This is a genomic window from Rhodococcus sp. WB1 (assembly GCF_001700945.1).
In the GTDB taxonomy this organism is placed as follows: domain Bacteria; phylum Actinomycetota; class Actinomycetes; order Mycobacteriales; family Mycobacteriaceae; genus Rhodococcus; species Rhodococcus aetherivorans.
In genome coordinates this window covers 1,412,944-1,427,197 of record NZ_CP015529.1, presented here as the reverse complement: position 1 = coordinate 1,427,197, position 14,254 = coordinate 1,412,944, and the positions used below count along the sequence as shown (strand labels likewise).

Below are 14,254 nucleotides of genomic sequence, written 5' to 3'. Positions count from 1 at the left end.
GGTACAGCTCGCCGGACACGCCGACCGGCACCGGATGCAGGCGCCCGTCCAGCACGTAGACCCGCGAGTTCCATTCCGGCACACCGATGGACACCGAGGCGCCCGCGTCGCCCACCACGTCGCCCGCGGTGATCGACACCGCGGCCTCGGTCGGGCCGTAGAGATTGACCAGCTGCGCGCTGTTGTGTCGCAGGAACCGCTGCGCCGTCGCCGCCGGCAGCGCCTCACCGATCGCGAGCACCCGGCGCAGCGACCTCGGCAGCATCCCGTCGGAGTCGACGAGCAGCGCCTCGAGCATCGACGGCACCACATGCAGGGTGGTGACCTCCTGCTCGGCCATCAGGGCGTTCAGGTAGCCGGGATCGCGGTGACCCTCCGGCGCGGCGATCACCAGCCGGCCCCCGGAGACCAGCGCCGACCAGAACTCCCACACCGACAGGTCGAACGTCGCCGCGGTCTTGAGCAGCGCCGCGTCCTGCGATCCGAGGCCGAAGTGCTCGCGCTTCCACAGCAACTGGTTCACGATCGCGCCGTGCGGCACCGCCACACCCTTCGGCTTGCCCGTCGAACCGGAGGTGAAGATCACGTACGCGGTGTTCGACGCCCGCAGCGGCGCCCGCCGCTCGGCGTCGGTGACCGGAGCACCGGCGTAGGTCGACAGGTCGGCCGTGTCGATCGCCAGGCGCGGGACAGACCTGTCCCCCGGGATCTCGACCCCGTCGGCGGTCAGCACCACCACCGGAGCCGCGGCATCCAGGATGTACCCGGTCCGCTCGGCCGGCTGATCCGGGTCGAGCGGCACGTACACGCCACCGGCCTTGGCGACGGCGTACATGCCGACGAGGAGCTCGATCGACCGGCGCATCGCCAGCGCCACCGTCGACTCGGGGCCGACCCCCGCCGAGATCAGGCGACGGGCAAGCCGGTTGACGCGGATGTCGAACTCGCCGTAGGTGAGCGTCTCACCCTCGAAGAACAGGGCCGTGGCGTCCGGAGTCCGGCGCACCTGCGCGTCGAACAGGTCGGGCAGGGTCACCGACGCGTCCACGGCGTGATCGGTGTCGTTCCAGCCCTCGAGCACCCGGAGCCGCTCGACGTCGTCGAGCAGCGGCACATCGCCCACCGGGAGCGACGGGTCCGCCACCACGGCTTCGAGCAACCGCAGGAACCGGCGGGCGAAACCGGCCACCGTGGACTCGTCGAACAGGTCCGTGGCATAGGTGAAGAAGCCGGTCACCCCGGCCGCGGCACCGTCCTCGGCGTGCCGGTCGGTGACGATCAGATGCAGGTCGAACTGGGAGATCTGCATGTCCGCGTCGACGTTCGCGATGGTCAGACCCGGCAGCTCGAGCCGGGACTGGGCGACGTTCTGGAACGACAGGCCCACCTGGAACAACGGGTGCCGCGCGGTGGAGCGGACGGGGTTGAGCACCTCCACGAGCCGCTCGAACGGCACGTCCGCATTGGCGAACGCCCCCAGGTCGGCCTCGCGGGCCTGTGCCAGCAGGTCCTCGAACGCCGCATCCGGCTGGACCTGCGTGCGGAAGACAAGGGTGTTGACGAACATGCCGATCAGATCGTCCAGCGCCCGCTCGTCACGCCCCGCGATGGGCGTGCCGATCGCGATGTCGTCCGTGTCGGACATCCGCGCGAGGAACACCGCGAGGGCGGTGTGCATCACCATGAACAGCGTCGTGTTGCTGCGACGGGCGAGGTCGATCAGCCGGGCGTGCAGCTCCGGATCGACGGCGAATCCGGTCCGGGCGCCGGCGAAGGACTGCACCGCCGGGCGCGGCCGGTCGGTGGGCAGGTCCAGCTGGTCGGGCAGACCGGCCAGCGCGTTCTTCCAGTACGCCACCTGCTTCGCCGCAACCGAGTCCGGATCGTCCTCGGACCCGAGGACCTCCCGCTGCCACAGCGCGTAGTCCGCGTACTGCACCGGCAGCGGCGCCCACGCGGGGAACTCGCCCTGCGAACGCGCGATGTAGGCCTGCATCAGGTCCCGGGTGAGCGGGCCCGCCGACGAACCGTCGGCCGAGATGTGGTGGACGACCAGGGCGAGCACGTGGTCGTTCGCGGCGAGCCGGAACAGCCGCACCCGCAACGGCACCTCGATGGTGACGTCGAAGGTCGTGGCGCCGAGTTCCCGGACGGCCGCGACGATGTCGTTCTCGCCGACCGCGATCGGGGTGAGATCCTGTTCGGCCTGGGCGGCGGGCACGACGACCTGGATCGGGCCCTCGGCCGTCTCCGGGTAGTAGGTCCGCAGGATCTCGTGCCGGGTGACGAGGTCACCGACCGCCGCCTGCAGCGCCGCGACGTCGAGCGTTCCGGTCAGCCGGATCGCCATCGGCACGTTGTACGCGGCGGTGTCCGTGTCGAAGCGGTTGAGGAACCACATCCGCTGCTGGGCCAGCGACAGCGGGATCCGCTCGGGACGCTGCCGCGCCTCGAGCGGCCGCCGGGCGTCGGCGCTCTGGTGCTGGACGGACACGGCGAGCGCCTCGACGGTGGGCGACTCGAACAGCGCGCGGATCGGCACCCGGACATCGAGCGCGGCACCGAGCCGGGATGCCACCTGGGTGGCGAGCAGGGAGTTGCCGCCGAGCTCGAAGAAGTCGTCGTCGAGACCGACCTGTTCGAGACCGAGCACCTCGGCGAACACCCGCGCCACGGCCTCCTCCGTGACGGTGGTCGGGGCCCGGAACTCCCGGGCCTCGAACACCGGCGCCGGCAGCGCCCTGCGGTCGAGCTTGCCGTTGACGTTCAGCGGCAGCGCCTCGAGCACCACGAACGCCGCCGGCACCATGTACGACGGCAGCTGCTGCGACAGGGCCGACTTGAGCTCCGCCGCATCGAATTCCGCACCGGCGGCCGGAACCACGTACGCCACGAGCTGCGCGCCCCCACGCTCGTCGTCCCGCGCGATCACCGTCACGTCGCGCACCTCGTCGATGCCGCGCAGCGCGGCCTCGATCTCGCCGAGCTCGATGCGGAATCCGCGCACCTTCACCTGGAAGTCGCCGCGGCCCACGTAGTCGAGCTCGCCGCCCCCGTCGCCCGTCCCGATCCACCGGACGAGATCGCCGGTGCGGTAGAGCCGTTCGCCGTCGCCGAACGGCGAGGCGACGAACCGCTCCGCCGTCAGATCCGCCCGGCCGTGGTAACCGCGCGCCAACTGCGCACCCGCCAGGTACAGCTCACCGGGCACGCCGGCCGGGACCGGATTCAGCCGCGCGTCGAGCACGTACACCCGCGAATTCCACTCCGGGACACCGATCGGCACCGACACCCCGGTGGCGTCGTCGACCTCGTGGAAGGTCACCGACACCGCGGCCTCGGTCGGACCGTACAGGTTGTCCAACCGGGCCGTGTTGTGCGCCAGGAACCGTCGCGCCGTCGCCGCCGGCAACGCCTCACCGATCGCGAGCACCTGCCGGAGCGAGTTCGTCAGCGTGCCGCCGGACTCGACGAGCAACGCCTCGAGCATCGACGGCACCACGTGCAGGGTGGTGACCCCCTGCTCGGCCGCCAGGGCGTTCAGATAGCCCGGGTCGCGGTGCCCGTCCGGCGCGGCGATCACCAACCGGCCACCGGAGACCAGCGCCGACCAGAACTCCCACACCGACAGATCGAACGTCGCCGCCGTCTTGAGCAACACCGCATCGTCGGCACCGAGCTCGTACTCCGCCCGCTTCCACACCAACTGGTTCACGATCGCCCCGTGCGGCACCGCCACACCCTTCGGCCGACCCGTCGAACCCGACGTGAAGATCACATACGCCGTGTTCGACGCCCGCAACGGCGACCGCCGCTCCGCATCGCCGACCGGGCCGTCCGCGAACACCGACAGATCCGCCGCATCGAGTTCCAGAGTGCGGACAGACCTCTCCCCCGGCACCTCGAACGCGTCCCGCCCGGTGGTCAGCACCACCACCGGAGCCGCGACCTCGAGAATGTACCCGGTCCGCTCCGCCGGCTGATCCGGATCCACCGGCACATACGCACCACCGGCCTTGGCCACCGCATACATGCCCACCAGCAACTCGACCGACCGGCGCATCGCCAGCGCCACCGTCGACTCCGGCCCCACACCCAGCGCAACAAGCTGCCGCGCAAGACGATTGACCCGCGCATCGAACTCGCCGTAGGTGAGCGTCACACCCTCGAACACCAACGCCGGCGCGTCGGGAGCGCGCCGCACCTGCTCGTCGAACAGATCCACCAGCGTCGCCGGCCCCCCGACCGCACGAGCGGTCTCGTTCCACGCCTCGAGCACCCGCACCCGCTCGGCCACCTCGAGAATCTCGATATCACCCAGCGCCACCGACGGATCGGCCACAATCGCCTCGAGCACCCGCACGAACCGCTCCGCGAAACCGGCCACGGTGCCCTTGTCGAACAGGTCCGTCGCACATGTGAACGTCGCGTCGATGCGGGCGGGCGTCCCGTCCTCGTCGTAGCGGTCGAAGACCGTCAGCTGCAGGTCGGTCTTGGCGAGCTCGAGTTCGAAGTTCGTCGGCGAGACGGTCAGCCCCGGCAGCTCCAGCTTCGTCTGCGCGAGGTTCTGGAAGGACAGGCCCACCTGGAACAGCGGGTTGCGGGCCGTCGAGCGCACGGGGTTGAGCACCTCGACCAGGCGCTCGAACGGCACGTCGGCGTTCGCGAACGCCCCCAGGTCCGTCTCGCGCACCTGGGCCAGGAACTCGTCGAACGCGACGTCGGACTGCACTCGGGTGCGGAAGACCAGCGTGTTGACGAACATGCCGATCAGATCGTCGAGCACCCGCTCGCCCCGGCCCGCGATCGGCGTGCCGATCGCGACGTCGTCGGTGCCCGACAGCCGGCCCATCAGGGTCGCCAGGGCGGCGTGGATCACCATGAACAGCGTGGCGTTGTGCCGGCGCGCCAGCTCCTGCAGGCCCCGGTGGACGTCGGCGTCGACGGTGAAGTGCAGCGATTCGCCGCGGAAGCTCTGGCGAGGGGGCCGCGGCCGGTCGGCCGGGAGATCGATCTGGTCGGGCAGACCGGCCAGGGTCCGCTTCCAGTACTCGACCTGCCCGGCGGCGACGGAGTCGGGGTCGTCCTCCGAACCGATGACGTCACGCTGCCACAACGCGTAGTCCGCGTACTGCACGGGCAGCGGCTCCCAGCCGGGCGCCTCGCCGCGGGAACGTGCCTCGTAGGCGATCGTGACGTCGCGCGCGAGGGGCGCCATGGAGGCGCCGTCGGCGGAGACGTGGTGCACGACGAACGCCAGGACGTAGTCGGAGTCGGTGATCCGGAAGATCCGCGACGCCACCGGCACCTGCCGTGTCACGTCGAAGGTCGTGGACATGAATGCGACGATCTCGCCGGTGAGGTCGTCCTCGGTGACGTCGTACGGCGTCAGGTCGGGCAGCGCGTCGTCCACGGGGAGCACGATCTGGTGCGGCTCGCCGTCCGGGTCCGGGTAGTAGGTGCGCAGCATCTCGTGCCGGCCGATCACGTCGCGGACCGCCGCCTGCATCGCGGCCAGGTCGAGCTCACCCTGGAGCCGCACCGCGAAGGGGATGTTGTCCACCGCGGAGGAGGTGTCGAACTGGTTGAGGAACCAGTAACGCTGCTGGGCCAGCGACAGCGGCAGCCGCTCGGGACGCGGTGCCGCCTCGAGCGGGCGCCGGGCGCCGGTACCGATCTGGCGGCCGACCTCCGCGGCGAACGCTTCGACGGTGGAGGTTTCGAACAGCAGCCGCAGCGGCACCGACGCATCGAGCGCCGCACCGATCCGCGAGACCACCTGCGTGGCGATCAGCGAGTTGCCGCCGAGGGCGAAGAAGTCGTCGTCGAGGCCCACCCGGTCGAGACCGAGCACCTCGGCGAACACACCCGCCACGATCTCCTCCACCGGAGTCGTCGCGGCCCGGAACGCCTTGACCTCGAACACCGGCTCCGGCAACGCCTTACGGTCCAGCTTGCCCGACGCGTTCAGCGGCAGCGCGTCCAGTTCCACGAACGCCGACGGCACCATGTACGACGGCAGGTGCGCCTCGAGGGCACGGCGGGCGAGGGTGTGGTCGAACGTCCCGGCCGCGGGGACGACGTACGCCACCAGCTGCTCGTTGCGGACCATCGCGACCGCCTGGGCCGCCTCGGTGTGTTCGACGAGCGCGGCCTCGATCTCGCCCAGCTCGATGCGCAGGCCGCGCAGCTTGACCTGGAAGTCCGTACGCCCGATGTACTCGAGTTCCCCGCCCTCGGTCCACGTCACCAGGTCGCCCGTGCGGTACAACCGCTCCCCGGGCGCGCCGAACGGCGACGCGACGAACCGGTCGGCCGTCAGGTCCGCCCGACGGACGTAGCCGCGGGCCAGCTGCACCCCGGCCAGGTACAGCTCCCCGGCCACCCCCACCGGGACCGGGCGCAGCCGGGCGTCGAGCACGTACACCCGCGTGTTCCACACCGGCGCACCGATCGGCACCGACACCACGTCCGCGTCGGTCACCTCGTGGAACGTCACGTCCACCGCGGCCTCGGTCGGCCCGTACAGGTTGTGCACGCTCACACCCGGGACCAGCGTCCGCATACGCGCCGCGACCGCGCCCGGCAACGCCTCACCCGATGCGAAGACGTAGCGGAGCGCGGAGAGGCCGGCCACGGCCGGTTCGGCGACGAACACCGCCAGCATCGACGGCACGAAGTGCGCGACCGTCACCGACCGTGCGCGCATGACCGCAGCGAGATACCCCGGGTCACGATGGCCGTCCGGCGCCGCCACCACCAGCCGTGCCCCGACCTGCAACGGCCAGAAGAACTCCCACACCGACACATCGAACGTGAACGGCGTCTTCTGCAACACCACATCCTCGGCGGTCAGCCCGTACCGCCCCTGCATCCACACCAGACGATTGACGATCGCCGCATGCGAGACGCCCACACCCTTCGGCCGGCCCGTCGACCCCGACGTGAAGATCACATACGCCGTGTTCGACGGCCGCAACGGCGCCGTCCGGTCCGCGTCCGCGAGCGGCGTATCGGAATACCCCGACAGGTCCACCGCGTCGACGCACAGGACAGTCGTCTCCCCCGGCGCCTCGAACCCGTCCCGCGTCGTGGTCAGCACCACCACCGGTTCCGCCACCTCGAGGATGTAGCCGTTGCGCTCCGCCGGCTGATCCGGATCCACCGGCACATACCCGCCCCCGGCCTCCACGATCGCGTACATCCCCACCAGCAGATCCACCGACCGGCGCATCGCCAACCCCACCAGCGACTCCGGCCCCACCCCCACCGACACCAGATGCCGCGCCAACCGGCGCACCCGCCCGGCGAACTCGCCGTACGTCAGCGACTCGTCCCCGAACACCACCGCCACCGCCTCCGGCGACCGGCGCACCCGCTCCTCGAACAACCCCACCAACGTCGCCGACGGCACCGGATGTGCCGTGTCGTTCCACACCTCGAGCACCCGCGACCGCTCCACCGGCTCGAGGATCTCCAGGTCGCCCACCGCCACCGACGGATCCGCCACCACCTCCTCGAGCACCCGCACGAACCGCGCCGCGAACCCCGCCACCGTCGACGCATCGAAAAGATCTGTCGCATAGGTGATCCCGACCGCGTATCCGGCGGAATCGGCTGTCTCGGCAGCCGTTTCGGCGAGGGAGAACTGCAGGTCGAACCGGGCGGTCGCGGCGTCGAAGTCGAGGCCCGAGACGCTCAGGCCCGGCAGCTCGAGGGACCCCATCGCCTGGTTCTGGAAGGACAGCATCACCTGGAACAGCGGGTGCCGCGCCGTCGACCGGGCGGGATTGAGCACCTCCACCAGCCGCTCGAACGGCACGTCCGCGTGCGCGAACGCGTCGAGGTCGGTCCCGCGTACCCGCGCGAGCAGGTCCGCGAAGGACTCCCCACCCTCGACCCGGGTGCGCAGCACCAGGGTGTTGACGAACATGCCGACCAGGTCGTCGAGTTCCTGCTCGCCGCGGCCGGCCACCGGGGTGCCGATGGCGATGTCGTCGGTGCCCGACAACCGCGCCAGCAGCACCGACAGCGCCGCGTGCACCACCATGAACGGGGTGACGTTACGCTCCCGCGCCACCCGTCCGATCGCGGCATGGAGTTCCGGTCCGAGCGAGAACTCGTGCACCGCACCCGCATTGGATGCGAACGCCGGCCGGGGCCGGTCCGACGGCAGGTCGAGCTGCTCGGGCAGCCCGGCGAGCGCGCCGGTCCAGTACGCTTCCTGGCTCGCGATCACCGAGTCCGGATCGTCCTCCGATCCGAGAACCTCCCGCTGCCACAACGCGTAGTCGGCGTACTGCACCGGCAGGGGCTCCCACTCCGGCTCCCCACCGGTGGCGCGCGCCGAGTACGCCACCACCACGTCACGCGTGAGCGGCCCCATGGAGAAGCCGTCGGCCGCGATGTGGTGCACGACGAGGACGAGAACATGCTCGGTCGCGGACACCTCGAACAACCGCGCCCGGAACGGCACCTGTGTCGACACGTCGAAGCCGGCCGAGGCCATCGTCAGGACCTCGCCGAGCAGCTCGGCCTCGGACACCGGGATCGGCGACAGATCGGGAATCACCCGCGAGGTCGGCAGCACCTGCTGGTACGCCACCCCGTCGGCGTCCGGGTACACCGTCCGCAGGGACTCGTGACGGGCCAGCACGTCGGCGACCGCCACCTGCAGCGCGTGCCGGTCCAGCAGTCCGGACAGCCGGATGGCCAGCGGGATGTTGTTCACCGCGGAGTCCGGTTCGAACCGGTTGAGGAACCACATCCGGCGCTGCGCCAACGACAGCGGGACCCGCTCCGGTCGGGTCCGCGCCACCAACGGCGCTCGGCTGCCGGAGGCGTCGGCCTGCTCGAGGCGCGCGGCCAGGGCGGCGACCCCGGACGCCTCGAACAGCGTCCGCACCGGAATCGTGGCGCCGAGCGCCGCGCCGAGACGGGAGATGACCTGCGTGGCGACGAGCGAGTTGCCGCCCAGTTCGAAGAAGTCGTCGTCCAGCCCGACGCGGTCCACGCCGAGGACGTCGGCGAAGACCCGCGCGACGATCTCCTCGACCGGGGTGGTCGGCGCCCGGAAGACGCGGGCCTCCTGCTCCGGTTCCGGCAGTGCACGCCGGTCGAGCTTGCCGCCGGGCGTCAGCGGGATCGAGTCCAGGACCACCACCGCATGCGGCACCATGTAGCTCGTCAGGAACTGCGCCACGGAATCCCTGACGGCGGCGCCGTCGAGTTCGGTGCCCGGTTCGGGGACGACGTACCCGACGAGCTGCTCACCACGCTGCCCGTCCCGGCGCACCGTCGCGACCGACTGGGCGACACCGGCGCACCGCCCGAGGGCCGCCTCGATCTCACCGAGTTCGATCCGGAAGCCGCGGATCTTCACCTGGTCGTCGGCCCGGCCGACGTACTCGACCACACCGGCCGCCTCGTCGCCGGGAGAGCCGAACCACCGCACCACGTCACCGGTGCGGTACATCCGGCTGCCGTCGGTGGCGTACGGGTCTGCCACGAACCGCTCGGCCGTCAGCCCGGCCCGACCCAGATACCCGCGGGCCACCTGGATTCCCGCCAGATACAGCTCGCCGGGGACGCCGACCGGCACCGGCCGCAACCGGTCGTCGAGAACGAGCACCCGCATGCCGCGGACGGGGCCGCCCATCACCACCGGATCACCGGGCAGCAACGCGTCGCTGATGTTCGACGCCACCGTCGACTCGGTGGGACCGTAGGCGTTGAAGAACGCGCGGCGCGATCCGTCGGGCAGGATCGTCGCCCAGCGCGACACCAGGCCCGGGGAGCACGCCTCGCCGCCCGTGATCACCACGCGGACGCAGTCGAGGCCCGCAGGGTCCACCGAGCCGAGGGCAGCGGGGGTCACGAAGGCATGGGTGACCGCTTCGTCCGCCAGCAGGCCGGCGAGTTCGGCGCCGCCGTACACGGAGGTCGGCGCGACGACCATCGTCGCGCCCGCGCCGAACGCCAGCAGCAGTTCGAGAACCGACGCATCGAAGCTCGGCGACGCGAAGTGCAACGTCCGGGAGTCGGCGGTGACGGAATACCGTTCCACCTGTTCGGCACAGAAGTTCACCACGCCGGCATGCGCGACGACCACACCCTTCGGCGTGCCCGTCGTGCCGGAGGTGTAGATGACGTACGCCGGATGCGCCGGAAGCAGCGAGCGTACGCGCTCGGCGTCGGACACCGGTTCCGACGGCAGCCCGGCGCCGGCCTCGACCGCCTCCTCGAGCACGAGCCAGGACACCGTGCCCGGCAGCGCGCCGGCTGATTCGGCCGATGTGATACCCAGCGCCGCACCGGAATCCGACAGCATGTACGCGATCCGCTCGATCGGGTACGTCGGGTCCACGGGGACGAACGCCGCTCCGGACCGGACGACCGCCCACAGCGCGACCACCGACTCGATCGACCGCGGGACGGCGAGCGCCACACGGTCTTCCGGTCCGATGCCGCGGGAGATCAGCAGCCGCGCCAGGCGCGACGACGCCGCATCCAGCTCCCCGTACGACACGGACCGGCCGTCGAACCGCAGGGCCACGGCGCCGGGATCGCGCCGGGCGGCGGCGGACAGGATCTCGTCCAGCGTGCCGGCGGGCTCGGCCGGTGCGCCGTGCACCGACGTCAGCGCCCGCCGCTCGGGCTCCGACAGGAACTCGACGTCGCCCACCGCCCGCGCCGGCTCGGCCGCGACGGTCCCGAGCACCCGCAGCAACCGCCGCACGAACGAGGCGATCGTCGCCTCGTCGAACAGATCGGTGGCGTACCGCAGGTCGCAGGCGAGGCCACCCGGCTCGCCGTCCTCGTCGACCGTTTCGACGAAGATGAACGACAGATCGTACTGGGACTGTTCGAGATTCGCGGTGACCGGGCTGATCGCGAGGTCGCCGAGCTCGAGGGTGGTCTGTTCGAGATTCTGGAACGCGAGCATCACCTGGAACAGCGGGTGATGGGACTGCGACCGGACCGGATCGAGCACCTCCACGAGCCGCTCGAACGGGACGTCCGCGTGCCCGAACGCCGCGAGGTCGGACTCGCGCACGCGCGCCAGGAGCCGGGTGAACGGCTCGCCCGGCGCGACCTCGGTGCGCAGCACCAGGGTGTTGACGAACATGCCGATCAGGTCGTCGAGTTCCTGCTCACCGCGACCGGCGATCGGCGTGCCGATGGTGACGTCCGCCGAGCCCGACAGGCGGCTGAGGACGGCCGCCAGGGCGGCGTGCACCACCATGAACGGCGTCGTCCGGGTGTCCTGCGCCAGCCGGACGAGACCCCGGTGCACCGATTCGTCGACGGTGAAGGCGTGCACCGAGGCACGGTTGGTGGCGACGACGGGCCGGGGCCGGTCGGTCGGCAGGTCCAGCCGCTCGGGCACACCGTCGAGACGGCGCGCCCAGTACTCGATCTGCTGCGTGACGACCGACTGCGGATCGTCCTCCGAACCGAGGGCCTGCCGCTGCCAGATGGCGTAGTCGGCGTACTGCACGGCCAACGGCTCCCAGGCGGGTGCCTCGTGCCGGGTACGGGCGTCGTAGGCGACCATCACGTCCCGCGTGAGCGGACCCATCGAGAAGCCGTCCGCTGCGATGTGGTGCACCACGAGCACCAGCACGTGCTCGGTGTCCGCGACCTGCAGCAGACGGACGCGAACGGGCACCTCGGTCGTGACGTCGAACCCGGCCGCGACGGTGCCCGCCACCGTCGACACGATCTCGGACTCGGTCACCCTCGCCGGCGTGAGGTCCAGTTCCACGCCGGAGGCCGGCAGCACCTGCTGGTAGCCGACCCCCTCCGTCTCCGGGTAGACGGTGCGCAGCACCTCGTGCCGCGCGACCACGTCCGACACGGCCGCCCGGAGCGCGTCGACGTCGAGCGTCCCGGACAGCCGCAGTGCGACCGTGATGTTGTTGACCGCCGAGCCGGGATCGAGGCGGTTGAGGAACCACATCCGCCGCTGCGCCAGCGACAGCGGCACCCGCTCCGGCCGCACCTGCGGCACCAGCGGAGGCCGGTGGGAGTCGCCGGCGGCCATCGCCGTGTCGACGAGCGTGGCGAGCTGCGCGGCGGTCGGGGCGTCGAAGAACTCCCGCACGTCGATGCGGACCTTGTGGTCGGCGTTGATACGTGCCACGACGCGCGTCGCACTCAGCGAGTTGCCGCCCAGGGCGAAGAAGTCGTCGTCGACGCCGAGACGCTCGACGCCGAGCACGCTCTCGAAGGCCGCGACGACCGTCTCCTCGGTGGGGGTGCTCGGTGCGCGGTATTCGGTTGCCAGAGAACTGAAGTCGGGCTCGGGCAGGGCCCTGCGCTCGAGCTTGCCCGACGCGTTGAGAGGGAACTCGGTCATCTCGACGAACAGCGACGGCACCATGTAGTCCGGCAGCCGCCGGCGCACGGCCGCGGCCAGTTCGGTGCGGTCGATCGGTTCGCCGTCGGTGACGAGGTAGCCGACGAGGTGGTCGCCGAGCGTCTCGTCGGAGTGCACGACGACGACCGCCTGCCGGACCCCGGGATGGTCGAGCAGGGCGGATTCGATCTCGCCGAGCTCGATGCGCAGGCCGCGCAGCTTGACCTGGAAGTCGGTGCGGCCGACGTACTCGATCAGGCCCTCGGCGTTCCACCTGACCAGGTCACCGGTGCGGTACATGCGGTCGCCGGGCGCACCGAACGGGTCGGCGACGAAGCGGTCCGCGGTCAGGTCGGGTCGGCGCAGGTAGCCGCGCGCGAGCTGGATGCCCGCGAGGTACAGCTCTCCCTCGACACCCTGCGGAACGGGTCGCAGGCCCTCGTCGAGGACGTAGAGGTCGGTGTCGGCGACGGCCGCACCGATGGGGACGACCGCGTCGTCGCCGTGGGTCGCGTAGTAGGTGACGTCGACCGCGGCCTCGGTCGGGCCGTACAGGTTGTGCAGCCCGGCCGTGGAGATCCGGTGGAATCGGGCGACGGTCTGCGCGGGCAGCGCCTCGCCCGAGGCGAAGACATACCGCAGCGAGGTGACGGCCGCGGCGGTGGGCTCGGCGAGGTAGACCGCGAGCATGGACGGGACGAAGTGGGCGACCGTGACCCGGCGCTCGATCATGGTCTGCGCGAGGTAGGCGGGGTCGCGGTGGCCGTCGGGCCTCGCGATCGACAGGCGCGCCCCTACCTGCAGCGGCCAGAAGAACTCCCACACCGACACGTCGAACGTGAACGGCGTCTTCTGCAGCACGGCGTCGTCGCCGCGCAGCCCGTACTCGGCCTGTCGCCAGGCGATGTTCGCGACGATGGCCCGGTGCTCGACCGCGACGCCCTTCGGGCGGCCGGTGGAGCCGGAGGTGAAGATGACGTACGCGAGACTGTCGGCGGTCAGGGGGCCGAGCCGCTCGTCGTCGCGCACCGGGTCCGCGGATACGTCCGCGAGGTCGAGGGTGTCGACGAGCACCACGGGCACCGATCCGGGCAGATCCACCCGGTCGCGGGCGGTGGTGACCACCGCGACGGGTTCCGCGGTGTCGAGGACGTAGGCGATGCGGTCGGCGGGGTGATCCGGGTCCAGCGGCACGTAGGCCCCGCCGGCCTTGACGATCGCGTACATGCCGACGAGCAGGTCGAAGGACCGCCGCATCGACAGGCCGACGCGCGCGTCCGGGCCCACGCCGAGCCCGATCAGGTGCCGCGCGAGCCGGTTGACGCGGGCGTCGAACTCCGCGTAGGTCAGGGTCTCGCCGTCGAACTCGAGGGCGACCGCGTCCGGGGTCGCCTCGACCTGGGCGTCGAAGCGGCCCGCGAGGGTGCCGAGGTCGGGGCCGGCGGGGGCGGCCGCCGCGTCGCCGAGGACGGACGCGGCGTCGGCGAGGAGCAAGTCGAGCACGGCGGGCAGCCCACCGTCGGCGAGAAGCGCGGGCGCGAGGTTGGACAGCACGACCGGGACCAGCGCTTCGATACCGAGCACGCCCCCCATCGCGGCGTCGAGGGTGGCGATCTCCTGCTGGAGCCGGCTGTAGGTCAGCTGCGTGTCACCGTGGGCGAGGGCGACGCGGTCGGGCTCGCGGTCCACGACTCCGGCCAGCAACCGGGGCAGGTCTGCGATCGTCAGCGCCTGCTTGCCCGACGTGCCTTCAGCCATCTACTTCATCCTCCGATACCTCTGCGTGTCGCACACAGTCGTGCGCGCTCCGTCGACCCCGCGGCCACCTCGGTGCCCACGGGGTCGGACGACAGTCGATGTTCGATTATCCCGGTCGGACCGACAGCAAACGAA

The 14,254-nt window shown here is 71.3% G+C and carries 1 protein-coding gene (cut by a window edge); it reads right to left on the bottom strand.

The window, feature by feature from the left end:
• Positions 1-14,119 carry the 5' end (the start) of a non-ribosomal peptide synthetase gene (locus tag A4U64_RS06405; RefSeq protein ID WP_065922346.1) on the bottom strand. Its footprint begins 15,425 nt before the window's first position, so only the first 14,119 of its 29,544 coding nucleotides appear in the window; it begins with the start codon at positions 14,117-14,119; the stop codon falls past the left edge of the window.
• Positions 14,120-14,254 lie beyond the last annotated feature (135 nt).